The 21,655-nt window shown below is 58.7% G+C and carries 18 protein-coding genes and 3 pseudogenes; 9 read left to right on the plus strand and 12 right to left on the minus strand.

Going from position 1 to position 21,655, the window contains the following annotated elements:
- Positions 1-97 precede the first annotated feature (97 nt).
- Together ABIA42_RS30420 and ABIA42_RS30425 are read right to left on the minus strand one after the other, a co-directional pair.
- Positions 98-2,098 carry a di-heme-cytochrome C peroxidase gene (locus ABIA42_RS30420; protein ID WP_370118242.1) on the minus strand — a complete coding sequence of 667 codons (2,001 nt, stop codon included), beginning with the start codon at positions 2,096-2,098 and terminating at the stop codon, positions 98-100.
- A gap of 2,061 nt (positions 2,099-4,159) precedes the next feature.
- Positions 4,160-4,384: pseudogene (locus ABIA42_RS30425) on the minus strand (ATP-binding protein); the annotation flags it as partial.
- A gap of 1 nt (position 4,385) precedes the next feature.
- On the opposite strand from ABIA42_RS30425, the gene ABIA42_RS30430 reads away from it, so the two are divergent.
- Positions 4,386-4,877 carry a hypothetical protein gene (locus ABIA42_RS30430; protein WP_370118240.1) on the plus strand — a complete coding sequence of 164 codons (492 nt, stop codon included), beginning with the start codon at positions 4,386-4,388 and terminating at the stop codon, positions 4,875-4,877.
- A 257-nt stretch (positions 4,878-5,134) separates the two neighbouring features.
- Here the strand turns inward: ABIA42_RS30430 and ABIA42_RS30435 are convergent.
- Positions 5,135-6,888 (minus strand): annotated as a pseudogene (locus ABIA42_RS30435) (oleate hydratase).
- 45 nt (positions 6,889-6,933) lie between these two features.
- Positions 6,934-7,692 carry a glucose 1-dehydrogenase gene (locus tag ABIA42_RS30440; protein WP_271581289.1) on the minus strand — a complete coding sequence of 253 codons (759 nt, stop codon included), beginning with the start codon at positions 7,690-7,692 and terminating at the stop codon, positions 6,934-6,936.
- 1,200 nt (positions 7,693-8,892) lie between these two features.
- On the opposite strand from ABIA42_RS30440, the gene ABIA42_RS30445 reads away from it, so the two are divergent.
- The 4 genes from ABIA42_RS30445 to ABIA42_RS30460 all read left to right on the plus strand — a co-directional run bounded on the left by ABIA42_RS30445 (position 8,893) and on the right by ABIA42_RS30460 (position 11,651).
- Positions 8,893-9,723: an acetoacetate decarboxylase family protein gene (locus ABIA42_RS30445; protein WP_370118237.1), complete on the plus strand. Its 831-nt coding sequence runs from the start codon at positions 8,893-8,895 to the stop codon at positions 9,721-9,723.
- Positions 9,724-9,732: 9 nt separating this feature from the next.
- Positions 9,733-10,122, plus strand: coding sequence for a hypothetical protein (locus tag ABIA42_RS30450; RefSeq protein ID WP_370118234.1), 390 nt, complete (start codon positions 9,733-9,735; stop codon positions 10,120-10,122).
- A gap of 92 nt (positions 10,123-10,214) precedes the next feature.
- Positions 10,215-10,577, plus strand: coding sequence for a recombinase family protein (locus ABIA42_RS30455; RefSeq protein WP_370118231.1), 363 nt, complete (start codon positions 10,215-10,217; stop codon positions 10,575-10,577).
- 75 nt (positions 10,578-10,652) lie between these two features.
- A complete protein-coding gene (locus ABIA42_RS30460) occupies positions 10,653-11,651 on the plus strand; it encodes a recombinase family protein (RefSeq protein ID WP_370118228.1) in 999 nt (332 codons plus the stop codon).
- A 101-nt stretch (positions 11,652-11,752) separates the two neighbouring features.
- Here the strand turns inward: ABIA42_RS30460 and ABIA42_RS30465 are convergent, their stop codons facing one another.
- From ABIA42_RS30465 to ABIA42_RS30475, 3 genes are all read right to left on the minus strand, one after another.
- Entirely contained in the window at positions 11,753-12,088 is a 336-nt protein-coding gene (locus ABIA42_RS30465) for a hypothetical protein (RefSeq protein WP_370118225.1), read from the minus strand.
- Positions 12,089-12,190: 102 nt separating this feature from the next.
- Complete coding sequence (locus tag ABIA42_RS30470) at positions 12,191-12,376, minus strand: hypothetical protein (RefSeq protein ID WP_370118222.1); 186 nt, start codon at positions 12,374-12,376, stop codon at positions 12,191-12,193.
- A 112-nt stretch (positions 12,377-12,488) separates the two neighbouring features.
- Positions 12,489-12,713, minus strand: a complete 225-nt coding sequence (locus tag ABIA42_RS30475) for a hypothetical protein (RefSeq protein ID WP_370118219.1) — start codon at positions 12,711-12,713, stop codon at positions 12,489-12,491.
- A 776-nt stretch (positions 12,714-13,489) separates the two neighbouring features.
- On the opposite strand from ABIA42_RS30475, the gene ABIA42_RS30480 reads away from it, so the two are divergent.
- Complete coding sequence (locus ABIA42_RS30480; RefSeq protein ID WP_370118216.1) at positions 13,490-14,320, plus strand: polysaccharide deacetylase family protein; 831 nt, start codon at positions 13,490-13,492, stop codon at positions 14,318-14,320.
- A 125-nt stretch (positions 14,321-14,445) separates the two neighbouring features.
- On the opposite strand, the pseudogene ABIA42_RS30485 reads toward ABIA42_RS30480, so the two are convergent.
- A pseudogene (locus ABIA42_RS30485) lies at positions 14,446-15,904 on the minus strand (putative bifunctional diguanylate cyclase/phosphodiesterase); the annotation flags it as partial.
- A 204-nt stretch (positions 15,905-16,108) separates the two neighbouring features.
- Here ABIA42_RS30485 and ABIA42_RS30490 point away from each other — a divergent pair.
- From ABIA42_RS30490 to ABIA42_RS30500, 3 genes are all read left to right on the plus strand, one after another.
- Positions 16,109-16,633, plus strand: coding sequence for a Rid family hydrolase (locus ABIA42_RS30490; protein ID WP_370118213.1), 525 nt, complete (start codon positions 16,109-16,111; stop codon positions 16,631-16,633).
- A 233-nt stretch (positions 16,634-16,866) separates the two neighbouring features.
- Positions 16,867-17,148: a helix-turn-helix domain-containing protein gene (locus tag ABIA42_RS30495; protein WP_370118210.1), complete on the plus strand. Its 282-nt coding sequence runs from the start codon at positions 16,867-16,869 to the stop codon at positions 17,146-17,148.
- 413 nt (positions 17,149-17,561) lie between these two features.
- Positions 17,562-18,473, plus strand: coding sequence for a LysR family transcriptional regulator (locus ABIA42_RS30500; protein WP_370118207.1), 912 nt, complete (start codon positions 17,562-17,564; stop codon positions 18,471-18,473).
- Here ABIA42_RS30500 and ABIA42_RS30505 read toward each other — a convergent pair.
- Genes ABIA42_RS30505 through trbF form a run of 4 tightly spaced genes read right to left on the minus strand, consistent with a single transcriptional unit; the run spans position 18,437 to position 21,655 of the window.
- Entirely contained in the window at positions 18,437-18,694 is a 258-nt protein-coding gene (locus ABIA42_RS30505) for a DUF2274 domain-containing protein (protein ID WP_271581262.1), read from the minus strand. The two genes, ABIA42_RS30500 and ABIA42_RS30505, sit on opposite strands and share 37 nt — an antisense overlap.
- A complete protein-coding gene (locus ABIA42_RS30510; RefSeq protein WP_370118204.1) occupies positions 18,691-19,899 on the minus strand; it encodes a TrbI/VirB10 family protein in 1,209 nt (402 codons plus the stop codon). The genes ABIA42_RS30505 and ABIA42_RS30510 overlap by 4 nt, the downstream gene beginning before the upstream one ends.
- The gene (gene trbG / locus ABIA42_RS30515) at positions 19,890-20,969 is read right to left on the minus strand and encodes a P-type conjugative transfer protein TrbG (protein WP_370118201.1); all 1,080 of its coding nucleotides are present in this window, start codon (positions 20,967-20,969) and stop codon (positions 19,890-19,892) included. The genes ABIA42_RS30510 and trbG overlap by 10 nt, the downstream gene beginning before the upstream one ends.
- Positions 20,966-21,655 carry a conjugal transfer protein TrbF gene (trbF, locus tag ABIA42_RS30520; protein ID WP_370118198.1) on the minus strand — a complete coding sequence of 230 codons (690 nt, stop codon included), beginning with the start codon at positions 21,653-21,655 and terminating at the stop codon, positions 20,966-20,968. Before trbF ends, trbG begins: the two co-directional genes overlap by 4 nt.

Here is a 21,655-nt window from a genome sequence, read left to right on the forward strand (position 1 = left end):
TCGCTTGGTCGGTCGATCCGGGCTTCCGTCCACCTTTCCCCCTGCGGGAGCGAGATGGTCTTCGCTACTGCTCCAGTTGGAGCTGACCCAATCAATTTCAGATCGACTTGAGGAACTCGATGATTGCGTTGCGCTCCTCCGGAGACAGCGCAGGGCCAATGACGCCCTCATGCTTCTCGTTCGAGAATTCGTGGCCGGTATTGCGATTGGCGGGCCTCGACGTATCGATGATGAAGTAGCCCTTGCTGTCGTAGGTCCTGCCTTCAGGAGCGACCGTCCGTGTCACGATACCGACGCGGACAGGATCGAAGCTGGGCTCACCGAGCAGGAAGACTTGTGGGCGCTCCGCAACCGGGCTGAGCAGATCGTAGATCGTCGGCACCGAGCCGTTGTGCAGGAACGGCGCAGTCGCCCATACGCCGTTCAGCGGACGCGCCTTATAGCCGAAACCTGCCGCGAGACAGTTCGGCCGATCGCCTTCGATCTCCGCTTGGACCGTCCCGGTCGACCGAAGCCATTCGTCGATGCCGGATTGGACCACGGCGCCAAGCGCAAGCGCGTAGAGTTGCATCGCATGGTCCGAGAGGTGGATCGTATCCAGCGTGTTGTCAGCCTTCCGTTGGCAGACATCGATGTCGAGGCCGAGTCCTGGGCTGCTCTGGCCCGCCCTGGCCAGTTCGCTGCCGGCGGTGTCCACGGTGCGATTGCGCAGCACGTCGCCCTGGGCCGGATCGGTGCCGATATGGCTTTGCTTGATGATCTTGACGTTGAGTACGGATTCCCTCGTCTGCTTCTCCTGCCCATCGCGACCGCGCCAGCGGATAGGGCCGAAGTTCTTCCAGAACTCCGCGTCCGGGGCCTTGCCGTGCACGATGTCCGGCGTCAGCGCTGGAAGATGGCAGCCGCTGCAATGTTTGTCGTAGAGTTGGGCTCCCACGGCGGCCTTGGCTTTGTCGATCGCAGGAAAGCTGTCGGGCCAGGCTGGCGCATTCAGTCCGGTGAAGGCTTTCGCCACCAGCGGCTGGTCCTTTCCAGCGAGCTGTTGTTCGATCCAGTGCAGATTATCGAAGGGGATGCTGGTGGCAAAACGTCCCCCCTTGGGCGGGGCGGTGAGGTTGAGCTCCGCCGAAACCCCCATCGCCTCGCCGGCATTGCGCACCAATGGCTGCATAATCGAGCCGTCGTACTGCACCCAATCGAACCATGACGATGTCCAGATGTGCGGGTAGCTGACAGGGGCGTTGAGGTTGACGTAGTTGCCGTAGCGCTTGGGGTCGAGTGCGAACACCTGGTTGCCGATGCGATTGAGCGCATCGAGGCGGGTAAACCCTTCCGTGACGTCGATCCCAGCGGGCTGATCGATCAGAGCACCAAGTATTCCATCGAGCTTCTTGGACAGTTGGACGCGTGTAAGATCGCTGTACTCGGTTCCTAAAACGCGCTTCGCGAACCGCCCGAAGCGACCGTCGAAGAAGGGTAGCTTTGCCGACAAAGCGGTCTGTGCGAGCGCAGCGCGGAGCGCATTTGTCAATTGACCGAGATCGGTCACGGCGGCGCCGCCTTCAATGACATAGCGCTTCTCTTTGAAGATCAGTTGGCCGGTATGGCACGCGGCACAGGTCAATCCAACGGCAGTCTCCTTACGCGAAAGTCCGCGGATCGACTGAAACGGCGAATATGCAAAGCCGATCGGCAAACCGTACTCATTGTTCTCGCTTTCGGCAGACTCTATGAATCCAAACCGCAGTAAATAGCGGTTGTCAGAAAACCGTTCTCGTTTGAAAAAGGGGATAGCGAAAGGCGAGTTCAGCGGCGCTTCCAGGGCGAGAAACCATGACAGCGGGATCGGTAAGGTCTGCGTGCCCTGGGCTTTATGATGGAATCGATCGGCGTCTTCGGCGTTCCAGCCCTGATCGAGCGAAACCTGCTCGCTCGCGGAAACCGGTTCAGGGAGACCAGGCGGCGTCAGAGCTTCGATTGTCGCGCCAAGCTGGGAGCTGGTCATGACTGCGATCAAAGCAATGACCACGATGATCGCCAGAAGAACAAGAAAGCGTCGCCACCAAAGGCGCCGAATTGCGCTGGTAACTGTCGACATGGCTCCCCCGTGTCAGCGAACGGCCTCCAGCAGAGAGCCGTGCAAACAGTAATACTACAACTACATGATCTTGTAGGCTTACCCCTGCTGTTGACGTCCTTGAGACGCGATCACTATTCTTTCTGACGTCACAATCGGTGGTCTGTGGAATGGGCGAACTTGACCGCATAACAAGAACATCTAGAGCGTTCGGACGAGCTCTTGTTCGAGCCGCCATCCCATCCTCGCGATCGAATTTGCAGTGACGTTGGGTCCGCTGTGGGAGATCGGGGGGCTGTAATCCGCGGGAACGCGAGCGAACGGAATCGGCCGGGCGCCTGAGGGCAATAGGCTCGCACTCGGAGATCAGGACTCCGTAGGGCGCAATGACCATGAGCATACATCCGGCCACGCCGATCACGATGATGCAGACGGCGAATTCGAGCCAAGCAACGCGGCTACCATTTAACGGCTTCGTTTGGCAAGCACGATGACGGCGCGGCTGACCTGAATTAGCAGCATCGGCGTCAGGCTGTAGCCCGCGACAATGCTCCACATCGTGAGCGTCGGTGGCAGACGTGGAAGACCTCTGTCATCGGCGGCCAGTAGAGAGGGACTGCGAGCAGAGGGCCGTACAGGCCGAGCGCAGCCAGACCCATGGATTGCGCGTGAACTCGTTGAAAACGGTACCGGAGCGGCTGCTGCGCATGGCGACGACGCGCCAGAGTTGTGCGAATGCGACGGCGAGGAATGTGGTGGTGACTATGGCCTCGCCCGTCCAGCCGGGCCGAAACCGCCAATGTCCCCGCGGTTCTCACGCTTACGAAGGAGGGCCTCATATCCCTCCGGGTCAACCTCCTTCAGGCGGTTCAGCGCGCGCTTAGCTTCCAGATCGGCGGACTTGCTATGACGCTGTTTGATCTTTTTACTTTTGCTTCCATTTCTGCGAGCTGTCCCGTTGCTGTTGGTACACTCTCGGGTATTGTCTCGAGCTTCGCGCTTGGTCGCGTCTCTTCGAGGCCTTCGACGCACCGATTGGGATGACGAGATGCTGCGACTCGAATTGAACGACCTTCTCGAAGGTGGGTTTGAGCCCCGCTCGACGATCTGCACGAGGCCGTCCAGGCGCTGCTCGACCATCCGCGGCGGCGGCTCCGGCGGCCTGCTGCCCGCAGGGCTGATCCAAGCGACCAAGTTTGCATCGTCGCTGTTGAAATGGTTGAAGTCGAGTCGACGTCAGCATCGTCACCTCCGGAGACGTCGGCGTCGCGGCACCGGAAGCTCTGGCAGTATTCCGAGAACGGCACGATCCCCGGCACCGACGACACCTAGCAAGGGATCGACTGCATGGCCCATCCTTCCGCGCAAACGCTCGGGTACCCACGCTAGTAGCCGTGTGCGAGCAGTAACGCCGTCGTGGTCTAGCTGCTGTTGTTAGTTGGTAAACTCACCGCCGTTTGTCGTGCTGGTGATTGCAACGCCGTTAACGCATGTTGTCAACAGCCGCGAACGTAAGCGGATCAACTTTCCGGACACGATGCAACCGCAGGCATAAATACACGTTCGTCTGCCTATTTTATAGGGCAGGCCGATCGTCGCAGCCAAAAACCTTTCCGAACATCGAATAGCGGCGAACAAGCGTAAACATCGACACGCACTGCTTTTGGCGACAATCAAAACGACCATCGACTCGTGCTCGTGACGATGACGAACGATGGTCAATCAAGCCACATCGGCATGGGATTCTGAGGACGTGTCGCTTCTGCAATGCATGTGGAGCGCGGGCCACTCGGTGTCTGCGAGGGGTGGCGATGCGTATCTCGCAACGCCATCATCGGCAAGGTCAAGCGCATGAGAGCTCGCCGAGGCCAAGCAACGCAACAGGGACAAACGACGGCAAAGTCAGCAGTCGCTATCGACTTTGATCCGGCGCTCGTGCAGGAGATGCTCGCCAAGATCGATGGCTATCACGCCGATCTCGCATCCGAACGCGGTTCGTCGATGGCGCGGTGTCGCAACATCCGCGAGTCGATCAGCAACGTCTACAAGGAAGCCAAAGCGCGGAGCTCATCGGCAACCCAACCATCGGCCGTCGCCCCGCGCGAGGGCAAGCGCCTCGAACAGCCGCGGCAGCCGCTGACAGAGCACGGAGCGGTTGTCGCGGCAGGCCTTGTGGCCCAAGGCGCAAGCAATCCAGCTCTTGCCGACGCCGGTCGGGCCGATGATGAGCAGGTTCTGATGCCGGTCGATCCACTCGCCGGCGACGAGCTTTTGGAACAGCGGCTTGTCGAGCCCCCGCAGCGCCTTCATGTCGATAGTCGATCCAGTCCCAATTGATCTTGCCGGCGTGCTGAACCAGCTCGTGCTCCATGTTGATGATCTGCTCGAGCCTGGCCCGGAACAGATCACCTTCCTCCGTCGCCTTCGGCTTCTTCGGTCGCATCGGCTCCTCCCGATACGAGCGCCGAATCATGCCGTGCGATTCGAGGGAATCTCAAACTGCAAATTGCAGGTTCCGAGCTACCGCACTGTCAAAGCCTGCAATCACAAAGTCGCCGCAGCCGGAAAAAAAGCGACTCCAGATCAGCCCCTTACCCGCTCTTCACGGACGGCTAAGGAGGCACGGATGAATCGATCCATGAGTCAAAAACCAGGCGCACGCTTTACCGAGAAGCAGGGCCATTATCTGGCGTTCATCTATACCTATTCGCACATGTTCGGACGGCCACCCGCCGAATCCTGCATCCCCAGAAGCATCGGAATCCTCGTGCCGCCAGAAAACTTGCCGATGCTAAGCTAGCCGGTATCAAACCATCAAAATCACTGTGACGAGCCACTAGCTAGTTTCGCCCTCACCTCGTGGCAAGAGGTTAATCGGATGCGTGTGGCGAGAATAACATCAAGCCGAAAGAACACCGAATTCCAGAGTACGCCTAAAGGTTGCCTGGAAGATCGGCGCGAACGTTTGATCCGCGCCTTGGCGAGTCCGAGCCGTCACGGCGCAGGACAGCGCTTCTCTATCCGAGCGAACGGTCGCCCGCAGCGTCCGCGCCTTAATCAACTCAGGTGATACTTATTCAGTAGTTCGCCAAGCTCAGTCGCTTCAATCGTTTTTAGAATGAGCTCGCGCAGGAACGCAGGTCCCGGGATCTCAATTTCATTGCCGTCGCGCAGTCTACCCATTGCTGCAAGCAGCTTGCGAATATCATAGGTCGAGTTGAATACCTCGGGCACGCCACGTTCAATCTTGAGGAGGATATACACGGCTTCCATCGCGGTCCGAACGGAGTATTCCGTCGTGAAGATACAATCCCGTTCACCCGACTCCGCGAACTGGCCGATGAAGGCGAAATTGACCGCATCTTTCGGCACAACATCTGGCCGATCGCCCGCCTGCCGCGGCATGAAGAAGGAAGTGACGTAGGGCATCATCACCGGGACCGTCTTGGCGGCCCCAGCGGCGAGTTCCGGTATACTCGCAACTGGCACACCGAGGTGATAAAGCCATTCTTGCGTGATTTCCTCGCCCGTACAATCTTGCATCGGTTTCCTCACGTAGTCGCCGGCTTTATCGACGAATAGCGAATAGACCCAGACGACGACTTGATCGCTGGGCTGGCGCTTGAAATGCGGCTGGCGATTTGTGGTCCAACTGAGCAACCAGCTCGAATCTTTCACCGTAACGATGCCTCCTGTGACAACCTTGCCGCTGAACGGATCGCGTTTGGCGATCTTGCGGATGTATGCTGGAATGCGTTTGTCCAGGGTCGTGATCGTCGCCGATTCCCATTTGCTTGCAGGAATATTGCCGCAAAAGACATTTGGGCGTCCAAAGGCCGCATCTTTGGCCGCAATACGCCGCCACAGATCCCAGGCGGGCGCCGGTCCTTCGTTGAGCCTGGCGGCCGTGTGATGGTCCCCCATGTCCGAGTTTTCGGTCAGCGACCCGATCGTCATGAAAACAAGATCGTCGGCGCCAACAATGAGACTGCCCTCAATGCCATTCTCCAGCCAGCGGATGGCTGTGGCTTGCTTGCGTCCACGCTTTATGTCGAAATCGATATCGGTGACTACGACCCCGTAGCGAAAATTGACGCCTTGCGCCAACAGCCATTTGGATAACGGCAGAACAAGCGATTCATATTGATTGTATTTGGTAAACTTCAGCGTACTGAAATCCGGCAGGCCGCCGATATGGTGGATGAATCGATGCAGATAAAGTTTCATCTCGAGGGCCGAACTTCAAAGGCGAACATGGTCCGCCAATAGAGCCAGAAATTGCTGTTGAAGAAATCTCTCCCGAACACTTCGTCGATGCGCTTGGTCTCCATCTGCTTACGAGTGGCAAGAAAAAGGGCAATCAGCTCTTTCTGGGCCTGTTCGCTCAGTGTGAAGAGGCCATCGGTATGGGCATCCTGCCCCTGTTTCACCGTCGCCCGCCGTAGTGTGTAGTTCGGATCATCCTTGTTCAGCCAGTAAAACTCATCGAGCACGCTGGCGCCTTCAAGTTCGAGCGATGGGATCGAACGAAACAGATCCCAGAGACACTCGAAATGATCCTCCATCTCTCTGCCACCTCGAATCACGAATCCCCTTTCCGGATCCTGACAACCGTCCAACGCGCCCCCCGGAACCGTCTGTCGTTCGAGGATGGTAATACGGTCGCCACGCATCTGCCCGTCGCGGATCAAGAAGGCCGCGCCGGAGAGCGCAGCCAACCCCGAACCAACGAACCAAGCTGTCTTGCTGTCCGCGCCGGCGGGTTTGCGGGGCCGAGCAAAAGCTTCGTAATTTCCACTGGTGTAATACATCGCGACATTCCATCTCGTTTGATGTGACAATCCGTCCGCTGATAGTCAGAAGATGTTTTCGACCGCCTGACACTTCTGCGGGACGCCGATCGTCAGACCGCCATCGACGACGATTTCGGAGCCGGTAAGATAAGAGGACTCGTCGCTAAGCAGGAACAAGACTGCCTGTGACACTTCCTGCGGCTCGGCTGGCCGCCCGAGCGGAATTGGAAAACCGGAAAGATCGATGTTCTCTGTCATCCGAGTGTTGATGAAGCCCGGATGGATAGAGTTTATGCGAACGCCGGACGCGGCGGCCTCCAAGGCAGCGGACTTCGTTATGCCCCGCACGCCGAACTTGGAAGCAACATAGGCGTGAAGCCCAGCACTACCCCTCAGCCCCTCAACCGACGAGATGTTGACGATCGAGCCTCCGCCCGCGCGGCGCATGGCAGGTAGGGCAGTCTGCATTCCCAAGAATACACCGGTGAGATTGACAGCCAGGGTCTTCTCCCACTGCTCGAGCGGGAACCGCTCGATGGGAGCCATACTCGCTATGCCTGCATTGTTGACGAGGCCGTGCAGCGCGCCGAACTTGCCCTCCGCAGCCGCGATCGCCTGGCACCATTCCCCTGGCTGGGCGACGTCTTGACGCACATAGATCGCGGATGGGCCAAGTTCGGCCGCGAAAGTCGCTCCTTCATTGTCAAGAGTATCGGTGATCACGACTTTCGCGCCCTCGGCTACCAGCAGGCGCGCATGAGCGGCCCCCATCCCTCGAGCCCCGCCGGTTACCAAAATGACTTTTTCGCTCACACGTCCCATAACTCTTGGTTCCCTCGATCAGTGGCGGTGCAGGGCTTTTCAGCATCAAAAAGGATGACGGGCATGTTGATCAAAATGGTTGAGAGCGAGCATTGAAAGTCGGGCAAGCCAAGAGTTGCGGTCTGCACCACGCCCCGGACTCTTGCCGATCTGCCCTCTGCTACGCATCATCTTTGATGCCCAAAGCCTGTGCGCAGTACCCGTGTAAATTGGCGCTAAAGCACTTCAATAACGATTTCACGTCGCGAACATGCTTCCGCCGCTCAGGCGTTAGCCATCCTTTGGATTGTTGCATTGGCTTTTCCGAACTACCCCACCTTCTAGACGCCGACAATTTGCGACCGAATTTCCTCCGGTTTCGGAGATAGGATCGGTACCCGCGAGCGGAGCGATACCGGTGCCGAACGGTGCTGAGCTCCTTGTGGATCGAAAAGTGGGGCGCAGAACGCATGAGGTTCTCCTAAGTCTTGCGAATTGGAGTATCCATTCCGTGCAATCTGCGCGCCGAGACTCTGATGGGAAGTCAGCCTCACGTGACTCTTGCACAGGCGCTGGAGGTCTTCCGACTCTCCACCGAGACGGCGATGTCAGGGCCTGCGTTTTCGACCATGCGAGCGATAATGTTGCGCTGATCTGGTTTAATCGAGACACAATGGCGATAGCCATGCTGTTGCGAAAACTCGTGAGAGAGCCTCATCGACTTTCTGTCCGGATACTTGATCATGTCGGGCTTTCGACATCGCGTCGTCAATCGGACAAGCGAGGAAGGCAACAGAACAAGAGTCGAAAGTTGTCGGGTCACTCGTACCCAATTTGACGTCAGCCAGTGAGCCGTATAAACCGCACGAGGTGCCTGGCATCGACGTTGCATAACGACTGATAGACAAATAGGAATCACCCACTCGCCTTGACGTCATCATCGGTGAGCACGCTCCGCCGGAATGGAGGCACAATCAGGCGCATCCGGCAGCACAGGACAGCTGCCGGCTTCTAGAATGGAAAAGGTCAAGCGTGTCGGATGTTTTCGGATCGTTTAATCCGGCGGATTGAGGTGCAAGGCGTAGAAACGGCACTGCGGCCTCGCGTAGCGAAGATCGCTATCACCGGATCGATGTGCCGCACGGACTACCGAACCCACATCGCTGCCAGCGCAGTACAGTCGCTTCAGGGGCGCTTCAACAACCGGAGAGGCGCGGTGAGATGAATAGCTCAATCTCCAACCGCGCGAATTATTCTGAGATCAAGGAGGATGCGATGCCCGACGTCAAAGGCATTCCGCTTGATGCGCCTCTTTACCATGGGGGCAAAAATCGTGGCAGTGCGTTTCTCGGCTGCCAAGCCATAAACCTTATGTTCAGCGTGGGGCACGAGGCGAATTGTTTATTGCCGAAGGAGCTAGCACCTGCAGCAAACCCTGCAATCGCCATTGTGGGGGTCGCGAGCTATCGCTCAAGCACTGTCGGGCCATACTTGGAGTGCTATTCAGGAATTCAAGTTCGTGATCCCGACGGCGAGACTGGCTACTACATCCCTTACATTTACGTGACGGTAAATGATGCAGCTCTCGCCTCGGGACGAGAGGTTCTTGGTGCTCCAAAAAAGCTGGCGCACATTAGACTGATCAGAGAAGGCGGTCTAATTCAGGGTACGCTCGAGCGTCCGAAAGGCAAGCGCCTGCTGACCCTTACCGCTCAACCAGACGAGCGCATGAGCTCGGATTCGCGGCAGATGTATTCTGCGCGGACGAATTTCTACTCGGTTCGGCAGCTGCCGCCCATCATTGAGTCCGGGAAGGGAGAGGTCACGCAACTCGTCAAATGGTGTACGGACCGAACGTTGCGACGCGACGAGCGTGGCGAAGAAGTTCTATTTACTGGACCAACCTCCCTAACTTACGACTCCCCCTCGATTATCGATCCCGTGCACAACTTGACAGTTGGCCGAGCCCTGCTCGGCACATACGAGGAGTATGACGCAAGGCTCGAGGCCATTGATATCCTTTCGGAGGAATCAAACCCGGTAAACAGATGATCGACGAGCTTGAAGAATTCATCCAATCCTAAATTGCTGCCAGGGCTGTCGGTTTGCCAGCTGACGGGCGGTATGTGGGGTTCACCTCCTCCCGGCGACTCATTCTGGAAGATGGTCGACAAGGCCGGCTTCAAGACCCACGTCTACAACAAGAATAGCGGCAATAAGGAGAAGAAGGCCGACGTGGCGATCGCCACAGCCATGATGGATGGGCGTTCAACATCATCGACAAGGACAACGACGATATCCTGCTGGTTGCCTCGTCAGAAGCAGACGAAAGAGCTGCGCCGGACATGTCGGCTACGGGCCCAAAAGCGCAAACCCGCATTTCTCTGCAGCTCGCTTCGCCCGCCGCAACGTGCTTTCAAGAAAAACGACATAGCAGTTGACTCTTTCTGAATACACTTTCCGATGGCGCGGACTTGATGATGCGCCTAAATGGTTTGCGATGCGCAATACGGCGCGGTGCGATATCGCCGTGGGGAGGCAACATGGGGAACGCCCTTGTTATACACGCGAAACGTCTGCCTCAGTCGCAGAAAGCGCTACGGGCGGCGCAGTATGTCCGCATGTCGACGGATTACCAGCAATACTCGATTGAGAATCAGGCAGTGGTCATCGCGACCTACGCCGAACTTCACAAGCTAACCATCGTCCGCACCTATCGTGACGAGGGAGAAAGTGGCCTCAAAATCGAAAACCGGGTGGGCCTTACCGAACTGGTTGACGACGTGCAATTGGGACGCGCTGACTTCGCTCATCAGCTTGTCTTCGACGTGAGCCGGTGGGGACGCTTTCAGGACGTTGACGAGAGCGCGCACTACGAGTTCATCTGCCGCAAGGCGGGCGTCTAGGTTGCTTATTGCGCGGAGCAATTCGACAATGACGGAAGCCTTCTCGCCAGCATCATGAAGAATATTAAGAGAGTGATGGCAGCTGAGTTCAGTCGGGAACTCTCCGCCAAAGCTTTCGCAGGGGCAGTCCGACTGACGAATCGCGGCTTCAAAATGGGCGGCCCTACGGCTTACGCGTTCCAACGGCGTCTCGTTGACGATCAATGCAGGCCGAAGGGCATTTTAACGATCGGCCAGCGCAAATCTCTGCTTACCGACCATGTCAAGCTCATCCCCGGCGCGCCCGATCAAGTGGAGATCGTGAATTGGATTCTCCACGAATATCTCCGTCACAAATCGCAGGCCACCATTGCCCGAGAGCTCAACCAGCGAGGGATCTTGAATAGCCAGGGAAGACCGTGGCTTGGAAAGGCTGTCGGTGACCTCCTCCGGAACGAAGCTTATATCGGCGTTCTGACCTACAATCGTAAAAGCAGGAAACTTGGCGCCAAGGTCACGCGCAACCCAAGGGAGCTCTGGATCAGAAAAGAGAATGCTATCGAACCTATCGTCCATCGCGACGCATTCCGGCGCGCGCAAAAGATTATGGGTGAGGGGCGCGTCAGCATTCCCGAAGAGGAAATGTTGCTTCGGCTCCGTAAGGTCCTGATGAAGAAAGGCAAGCTTAGTAAGACGATTATCAATTCAAGTCCAGGCCTGCCGTCCATGTCCTCGTATCTTTTGCACTTCGGCGCGCTGCGGAACATCTATCGTCTCATCGGGTACAACGGCAATCAAGGATGGTTTGACAAATACGCCGCGCACCAACGATGGGCCGCCCTTCAGCTTAGCAATGCTGCTCGCCTTCGAGACGCCTTCGAGAGACTTGGTCGCCTTGCCACCCTTAATGCTTCGACTGAATGTCTTCGAATAGATAATGCCGTGAATGTCGTCTTTCGGGTCGCGAGATGCCGCTACTATGAAAGCCGGCCCTTGCGCTGGACGCTGCAATACCGCGTGAGGTGGCCGAAGGGATGGGTTGTATCGCGGTTCGGCTGGACGAGAAGAACGAAGCGATCTTCGACTATGTCTTGATGCCCTCGGCGTGGCTCACCTTCAGTCGTCGCATGTTCTGGTTCTCCAAGGAAGTCTATAAGGGCCGCTCCATAAACCGATTTCACACATTCGAAGCGCTGTCACGCTTCCTCATCGAATGCGTCGGCAAGGAAAAGCCTTCGTGAGTCTAACACCTCAGATGAAGAAGCCGTTGAAAGCGGCAACTCGCCTCGCGACATCGCAGCTGCCTTGAACAAGAAAGGCGTACCCGGGCCACGTGGCGGCGCCTGGAACGCCTCGACCACTGACGGTAGCCGCAAGCGCTTGAACTGCACCCTCCGAATGAGCTGTACGCCGGGCGCATCATCTGGAACGGCCAAAGGTTCATCAAAGAGCCCGAGACCGGCAAGCGCATCAGCCGCGAAGTCCCGCGCGAGCAGTGGATGACTGCTGAGGCAGTAGATCTGCACGCGCATGAAGGAAACTGGTCTCTGTGATGACCGGCGCACGGCGCCGCGCGAAGCGATTGAAGCCACGGTTCTAAAGGGCATCGAGGAGATACTCGCGGTCTGCTGAGATCACGCGTCGGTTTCTTCAAGTTCCGCGATACGCTTGCGCAGCGCGGCGGCTTGGCGGCGCAGCTTCCATATCTCGCCGCCGGCCCAATAGGCGCCGCGCTGGGCGATTTCCTTGCGAACGTCGTCCGCTTCCGCGATCTCGCGGCGGATGACGCTGTCAAAGGCTTCGACGATCAGGTCTCGCACGGGTTATTACCACCTTTTAGGAGCGTGCCGGGGCCATCAGATGCCGACTTTTGCCGGCCGCGTTGCTCAAATGCGTAGAGCGCTACCTACGGAGCGCTCTACGCGTCGTCAGTTACGCCTTCGGCAAACTGCCGGCGCGCAAGATGGCTTCGCATTTTGCTCGGACGCTTTGATGCTCGGTGCGCATGTGCATCGAGTAGATTTCCTCCAACCCAAGGAAGACGTCTTTAACCGCTCCAGAGCCGCGTGCATTTTCGAGATCCTTTTCGACCCGCGCCAAAATCTTCAACTCTTTGGCGCAAGCTCTGTCTGCCTTCTGTTTTGTTACCGCTTTCACTGTCGTTTTCTCCGTCGATCTTTCTGAGATCGAGATAGTCGTCCGGAGCCAGAAATAAGCAACGACAGGCGCTCCCTCGGAGCCTTTAGGCTTGCGCCAGTGGACATACGCGCGAGGACTCCGGACTTTGGGCAAAAACGACTACGCCTGCCGTACGAGGTTTTCTGGACGCGACGATAGGAAATACCGTTCGGCCATGTCAACGTTTAAGTTGTATTGTTGTGTATAACACGTATTGAGTCATTAATTATATCGACGCACAAGGGTGCACCGTGTTTGAATCGCGCGATGAAGCTTAGAATCAAACCGAACTCGCAGATGTGGACGGAAAGCGAAGCTGCTCAACTGCTGCGTTGCTCGACGAGCCACGTGAGACATCTGCGGCTCACTCGTCAGCTCGGGTGTTATCCAGGCCGCCCCGGGCCTCTCACAAGCCGATCCGGAAATATACGCCGCCGCAGTGAAGATCATCAGAGTTCGAATGCCCGGAACAGCCAAGGGGTACGCCGTCGTACCCGCTGACACGCGGCCGCGCGTGCCGCAGACGCGGAGCGCACTGATCTTGCGGAAGACGAACAGCAGCGATTGACCGAGCTAAGCCGCCTCCCCCCAGCTCAAGCAAGTCAGGCAGCGGGAACGGTTCGAGCGGATAGCGGACGTTCGACGACCTTTCTGCGCACGACATAGCCTCGATGCGCTGAAATCCCTCGATGCCGATCAGATAGTCTGCTGAGCACCACGGGCTCACCAACCGATCGAGGTCGCACTAACGCGCAATGACAGAGCTGCGCCTGCCTAGATTAGCTTTTCGCATCGGCCGCGCTGGGCTGGCGTTGCTCGCCGGTACTGCCGTGACAGACGCCTCTAGCTGCAATCGGCGGGATGCGCTCGGCACGGCGCGGGTGCTCGCTGTCGATGCCGCGCTCTTCCCGCGCGTGGGGCTGAAGAACTTTCCAGAGACGCTTCCTCTGGCGGACTATGAAGTCGTCCTCACCTTCGATGACGGACCGCGGCCGCCGAACACGGATAAGGTGTTGGCTGCGCTCGCACAGGAATGCGCGCGAGCCACGTTCTTTCTGGTGGGCCGATCCTCGGCGGAATTTCCCGAGCTCGTGCGGCGTATGGCCGCCCAGGGCCACACCGTTGCGCACCACAGCTGGTCGCATCCGATGATGTCGAAAACCTCGTTCGAGCAGGCGAAAGAGAACATCGAGCGCGGTATCGCCGCCGTCGAAATGGCGCTCAACGGTGTGTCCACCAAAATGCCCTCGACGCCGTTCTTCCGGTTCCCCTACTTCGACGCGACACCTGCGACGCTCGATCTTTTGCAGGCGCGCGGAATTGTCGTGTTCGGAGCTGACCTTTGGGCGAGCGATTGGGAGAACATAACTCCAGAGCAGGAGCTCACAATCCTGATCGAGCGGCTCGAGGCCGCTCGTAAGGGCATCATTCTGCTGCATGATGCCCAGACGCGGACGGCGACCATGCTGCCTGCGTTCCTGCGCTACCTGCATCAGAACGGGTATCGGATCGTGCATCTGGTGCCGGCTGCCGCCAAGAGCGCTGAAGCCCCATTGACGTCTTGGCACCACGCCTTCCCGCAGTGAAGGCGCGCGAGAAGTGTCGGAGATCAACTCCTGGGGGGCAGAGACGGCTCCGGACAACCTCGTGGCCTGATCGGGTTCGATTTGCGAAGCCTCAACGTGACGAAGCTGTTGCTGCGGCACGGCGATCATGCCGCCTCGGACGCCCTTGCGCCAAAGCGAAACAAGAGCTGCTCCACTTCGGCGGCTGGCCTGGCGCCGCTCAACAAGAATCCTTGCACCTCGTTGCAACCCTCGGCACGAAGCCAATCGAGCTTGATTTCAAGCTCGAGCCGTTTCGGGGTCAAGCCGGAATTCGCCAGCGCTGAATCACCACCTGAACCAGATTGCGGCTACGGAATTGCACCGGCGACAGGTTGACCGCGACCTTGATCTCTAAAGGCCACTTTACCGCCTCGTTACAGGCTTCGCGCAGCACCCATTCTCCGAGGGGCCCGATCAGCCCGATTTCCTCCGCAAGGGGAATAAACTCGGCCGGCGAGATCATGCCCTTCTCAGGGTGCGGCCAGCGCAGAAGCGCCTCAAAGCCAGAGATCTTGTCGCTCGCGATATCAACCAGGGGCTGATAGTGCAGCTCGAATTCGTGACCAGCAAAGACACGGCGCAGATCAAGCTCCATCTCGCGCCGTCGCTGCACCTGCTGATCCATCTCCCGCTCGAAGAAGCGATGCGTTCCGCCGCCATCCTCTTTGGCGCGATAGAGCACCATATCGGCGTTACGAATCAGTTCGGCACTGGTCGTGCCATCGCCTGGTGACAGCGCGATTCCGACCGAGGCACCGATAATGACCTGATTGCCGTCAATCTCGTAAGGCGCACTCAACGTCCTGATCAGGTCGGCCGCGAATTGGCTCACATGCGTCGGCGAGGTATCATCCGTGAGAATGATCGAAAATTCGTCGCCACCGAGCCGTGCCGCCAGATTGTTTCCGGCGACCCTGGACCGCAGCCGGTCGGCCACCTGCTCGAGCATGTGATCGCCGATGGGATGTCCGAACGAATCGTTGACGTTCTTGAAGAGGTCAAGGTCGATGCACAGCACCGCGACGCGGTTACCAGCTGCATTAGCCCTTTCAAGCGCATCCCCGAGCCACCTCTGGTGGAGTGCGCGGTTGGCGAGGTTGGTCAGCCCGTCGTGAAGTGCCATATGGGCGATACGGGCCTCGGCTTTGCGCCGTTCGCTGATGTCGACCACCACGACCAGATACCCTTCGCGCCCCTCAATCATCAGGCGTCGCCCAAAGGTCAGCACAGAAATCTCAGCGCCATCAGCTCTGACATGGCGCCAGGGATGTTCGGACTGAGAGATGTCGCCCGCTTCTCGCAGCGCCCGGGTATAGCTGACCCATTCGTCGTCTGGCCAGATCTCCTGAACTTTCATTCGCAGGAATGGTCTCGCGAGTATGGCCATAGTGCTGCACTGCCGCGTCTGAAGTCCATTGTCTCGGCATTTAACGCCCACATCGGCATCGGATTACTGTCGAACAGCAACCTGAACGACGCATCCCGGCGATTGAACGACGTAACGTCGGAAATGACCACGGACACGATGTCTCCGAAGGCACTGAGGCGCAAGCGCAGGCTCTGATACCGTATTCGATGGAGTATCGCGATCCACCCATTTTGGCCGCAAGATTGCCCTTCAGATGCTTGGCAATCCGCAAGGACGATCCGCCTTCAACGAGCTCTCGTTTCCGAGCCACACCTTCCAAGTATTCGCCGGGCCGGCCGTCCCCGTCGTAGAGGGATGGTACCGTCTCCGTGACGCCACAGGACTATAGAGGAGCTGTAATGACTACTGCCACCGAACGCAAACCGAAGCGCCAAAACATCTCATCCGGCGGGCATACGAAAACATATTTGGCTACTCTCGTAGCGAAGAACGGCCAGGTCCATGTTTCCGGCACCTCCGCGCCAGCACCCCACGAAGGGAGGAGTGCCTACGACCAAGCTACAGCCGCTCTGGCTATCATCAAGGCGGCGCTTACATCCGCGAGAGCAGATCTGGGCGATGTTGTTCGAATAGTTGCATATCTCAGAAATATCGAGGACGCAGATCAGGTCGCGAAAGCGCACCTTGAGGTCTTCGATGCCGTAAGACCCGCTTCGACGCTAGTCCAAGTGACCTCCATGCTAGCTCGTGGAAATCGAGGCCTTTGCAATAGTCGACCCATAAACGTGACGAGAGTACGTATCAATATGCTTATTGCGGGCATCTATCCGGCCAATTTTGGAAAGGGACAGAGGTCCCGCAAGGACTGTAAAACGCAATCAATGGGCCGGGGCCGTGCAATAGCTAGATGCGGAGCGATTTGATGGTCGCCTGAGGGCGAGATGAACTGCTGTAGTGCCAAGACAATGGAAGGCGCTGAAGAAGAATTTGTCAAGGGCAACACTAAATCGCAGCGACCTGCCCAATTATGATGATGGCATCGATTCCAGGCGCGGCTGAGTTTGAGATCAGATAACGTCGAGCACGCCGAGAAAGAGCCAATAGTAGGGCTATAGCCCGTGGTTTGACGCCTTCCTCAAATGGCATGAGTTGGCCTATGAAAACTCGTGCGATTGTAGCCTGGAATGTTCGTCGGATCCGCGTAGACCAAGGAATTTCGCAAGAGAAATTGGCTTACGACGCCGGGATTGACAGGTCCTACATGAGTAGTCTGGAGCGGCAGTCGAAGAACCCGACAATTGATCTTCTCGACCGCATAGCCGAAACGCTGGGCGTCCATTTGTCCGATTTGTTTGCTCGGCCGCCAAAAGGTGCAAGGTCTGCCAAGACCTTGCCTAAAAATCGCAAGGCAACGCGTCCACGTGGCAGGAAGAAATAACTACGGCATTTGCGCATCCACTGAACGGGACTTAGAACACCGAACTCGTCCGATAAGGCTATGTTTAGCGGCCGAACGTCAGCAAAAGGGGTATCGGACCGAGTGCGTTGCTCGCCTTCATGTGGCTGGTGAGTTTTGGTCAAAGGCAGACACCCACCATAAACTGTCAGAGACTCACCGCCGTCGGTTTGGTCGCGCGCTGTCCTGGACCGCAGGCGGCAAGTGAGTGGCCTGGGCAGTCTCGCACAGGACGGGGCCACGAAAATGGATGTTCCCAGTTCTACCCATTTCGAGTGAAACATTGCTTGCAATTAATTCGGAAGCACATTCCACTGGCAAGCTGAATTTGCGATTGGTCGCAACCGCGATGGCATTGGACCAAACCGCGCGAGTTAGGGGGGTGCGCTTCGACCGTGCAATTTCGCGATTTGCGGTGGGCAATCACCGTTTCCCAGCATCGAAGCCTCCGCCAAGCGGCAGAGACGCTCAGAATCAAGCAGCCAACGCTCAGTCGCTGCCTGCAAAATCTCGAGGACGCGGTGGGTAGCAAGCTCTTCGAGCGCACCAACGGCGGAACGCGACCAACCGTGGAGGGTCAAGACTTCCTTGAGGATGCAAGGCGCCTCCTACGCGAAGCTGAAGCAATGACGGCTCGTCTCAGGAGCCGCTCCCGCGGCGTGAGTGGTCGGCTGACCGTCGGCATTCACACCTCCCTCTCAGCCGGCAATCTCAGAGCTACACTCCTCGAGCACAGGGACCGCTTTCCCGATGTCGACCGACGGATGGTCGAGGAAGCAAGCGATCATCTGATTGCGCACCTAGCCAGCTCCACCATTGACGTCGCCATCGTGGCCGAGCCCAATCCGAAATGGAGCGACAGGTCATTGCTGCTCTGGAGCGAGCGTGTTGTTGCCGCCCTCCCCGCGAACCATCTGCTGACCGGCCGTGACGTAGTTCACTGGGGCGAACTGAGGCGCGAACCACTTTTGATGTCACAGCGTGGCCCTGGACCGGAACTCCTCAAGCTCCTCATCAGCAAATTAGGACCTTCCGATCCTTGTACGCTGCTTCGGCATGAGGTGGGGCTCGACAGGCTTCTCTCTTTGGTGGGTGTGGGCTGGGGTATTCTGCTTGCATTGGAAAGTGCAACTGGCGCATCCTATCCGGGTGTCACTTTCCGCGAGGTGCATGATACCAACGGACCGACGCGGCTGAGCTTTCACGCCTATTGGCGGAAGGCCAACGGAAATCCATCATTGCGTCCGTTTCTGGACCTACTTCGCGAGCGCTACCCGGATCTTTCCACTGCTGTTTGTGCAGGCTGAGCAACATTCCGCCGGGCCTTAGCAAACGCGCGATCAGTTGCCATGAAACGCTCGATCATCGGCGCAATCAATTTGGCAGGCTCAGTTGGCGTCGTCGCGCCTCCGCTGCGCGTCAGAATCTCGGCGTAGCTTTTGAGGTTTCTGAAGACCGCCGCCGGCAACTCGATCGTGAGCTTGACCGGCTTGTGGTCTTCGAGCGGCCCAAGCTTGAGCTTCGTCATGGCGTTCCTCCCTTTCCGTACGGAGCCAATACCAAATCCCGCGTAACGATGACCCGCACCGGGAAACCTGGCCGGATGGTCAGCGTTGGCTGGATGTTGAGCTGGCGTTGCACGATCTGCTGGCCGGTCTGGCTGATGCTGTTGGACGCGCCGCTGCGGATCGCTTGGACGAGGTTGTTTTCATTCTGGCTGGTGCCCGCCTCCGCTCCCACGCTGAGCATTGTCGAGAGGACGGCGGCCCTGAACAGCATGCCCCAATGGTTGTCGACCTCATCCTCGAGTCCGGCATAGCCACCGGTGTCAGCACCAGGCTGGCGCTCCAGCACGATCGAATGACCGTCCGGCATGATGATTCGGGTCCAGACCAAGAGGATGCGGCTCTGGCCGAACGCGACGGAGCTATCGTACTGACCTATCAACTTCGCGCCCTGGGGGATCAAAAGATATTTGCCGGACGGGCTGTCCCAGACCGCCTCCGTGATCTGAGCGGTGACCTGGCCAGGCAGATCGGACCGAATGCCCGTGATGAGCGCGGCCGGGATCACAGTGCCGGCCTGCACGACATAAGGTGAAGCCTTGGCTTCGAGCCGGTCCGGACTGACCGTGCGCTTGTCCGTCGCAGCAGCGAGGAAGGCCGTCTTACAGTCTTGCATGTTCTGGGCCGATCCGGCATCGACGGGTGGTGTCCCCGTTGGTGACGTCGCGGTTGTGGTCGGCGTATTCGGGACGAGTTGGCCGACGCTCTGTGGTTGCTGAGCCGTTTGGGCGAAGAGGCGGCTGACCCGCGCCGCCTCGATTTCCTGGGATCTGCGCTGCGTCTCCGGATCAGGCGTCGTTCCGGGGATCACGGTGTTCGGCGCGGCGCCTGCGTTGAGGATTGGCTTGCCGAGGTCGCCGGGTAGCGGCGGCCCGAGCGGCGGTGCTTGACGCGGCAGACCGGTGTAGTCCTTCGGCAACCCAGCTAGACCCTCGGCCGAAGGCCGATTCTGGGTGCTGAGCAACTCTTGGCCCGTCTGCTGCTTATTGCCGGTCTGCAGCGCGTAGCCGAGCGCGCCCGCAACTGCGAGGGCTGAAACCGCGCCGAGTCCGATCAGGACCTTGCGCGAGAGCCGTGTCACACGGGGCCGCTCGCCTCGGAGCCGAAAGTCCGGCGGCGCGACGGCCGGGATGTCGCCCTGGCGTTCGTGTCCGCTGTCTATCGCCATGAGCGCGGCCTTCCGTCGGTACGGACTATGCGCACGCGCCGCTCGCTGTCCTTATCGCCAACACGCAATTCGGCGGCAGCAAACAGGCGGTCGACGATGTAGTAGTTGCGGTTCACGCGGTAGTTCACCAGTTCGGACCCGCCGGCCGGACCGATGACGAACAGCGGCGGCATTTCGCCTTGGACGATGCCGCTCGGAAACTCGATGTAGACTTTGTTTCCGTCGTCGAACGCACGCAGCGGACGCCAAGCCGGATCGTCGCCCTCGATCGCGTAGCGGAAGTTGATCGCGGCGAGATCGACGCCAGTTGCAATGGGCGCTGCTGTTTCAGCGGCCGCATTCTGCCGCCGAAGCGCAATGAGTTGGTCCTCGGGATACTGCCAGGAGACCGAGGCCATGTAAGTCTTCTCCGTCGAACGCAGTTCGAGGAGGTAGGTCCGCCGGTCGGTGTTGATCACGAGATTGGTGACCAATTCGGGCCGCGTCGGCTTGACCAGGATGTGGATCTTCTTGGTCGGGCCTGCGCCGCTCTCGGTATCGCCGATGATCCAGCGCACGGTGTCGCCCGCGGCGACCGGACCGGAGCCGACGAGTTGCTCGCCCTCCTGGAGGGCCACGTCGGTGATCTGACCGAGCGCCGTATAGACTTGGTAGAGGGCTCCGCCAGAGAACGGATAGACCTGTACCGCGTTGATGAAACCATTGCGGACCGGCTGCACGCGTGCCGCCGCGTTGGCCTGCTTGACGCGAACCTTTGGATCGGCGGCTTCCGGGACGCGTTTGCCGGCCCCGAGCGGTTTCAACTGCCCGGGCAGCGGCAGGGGTTTTGGCAATTCCACGATCTGGACGGGCGGCGGCGGATCAGCGGTAAGCGTCGCCGGCTCCGCGGTGTCGTAATTGATGTCGGGCGGGATAAAATTGTGCGCGCAGCCACCAAGCAGTGATGCGGACATCAGCAAAGCCACAAAGGCGGATTTACGGAAGCACGTATCGCCGTTTTTCCGGTTTTGCTGAACGATGAAGAAAGGCGAAGCCGGACCGCCGGCTTTCGAGAAGATCGGCGGGGTCATTGTCCCAACTCCTTCGACCAGTTGATGGCGTTGACGTAAACGCCGAGCGGATTCTTGCGCAGCCGGTCGGCATCGGTGGGCGGCCGAATCGCAACGGTGAGGATCGCGGTCCAACGTGTGGTGCCGGCGAGCGCGCCGTCTTGATAGCGGTGTTCGACCCAGGCCACGCGAAAACTGTCGGGCGAGGCGCGGATGACGCTGGAGACGTCGATCGCGACCTGCTGCTTACCGAGATTGGCGAAGGGGTCATTGGCGCGGGCGTAGTCGTTCAGCGCAACCGAGCCCGCCGTTGTCGTGAAATCATAAGCCTGCAGCCAGTTGTGCCGCACGATGATCGGGTCGGCCGGAAGCGAGCGCACAATCTGGATGAAATGGGCGAGATACCAGGCAATCTGCGGGTCGTTCGGCCTGTAGTCGGCGGTGGCAGGCGCAACAGCTTGCGCCTCGCCGAGCTTGTCGACCTGCACCACCCAGGGAACGACGGTGCCGTGGGTAGATTGCCAGACGAGACCGCCGGCGAGGCCAGAAGCGAGGATCAGCGAACCGAAGGCCATCAGCCGCCAGTTCTTGGCCTGCACACGGGCGGAGCCGATGCGCTCGTCCCAAACTTGCGCCGCGCGCTGGTAGGGGGTTTCGGGTTCGGGCGTGCGGCCGTAGCGCACGGACGATCGGCTGAAGATCGACAT

Origin of the sequence: Bradyrhizobium sp. USDA 327 (assembly GCF_041262065.1) — a bacterium.
Classification (GTDB): domain Bacteria; phylum Pseudomonadota; class Alphaproteobacteria; order Rhizobiales; family Xanthobacteraceae; genus Bradyrhizobium; species Bradyrhizobium liaoningense.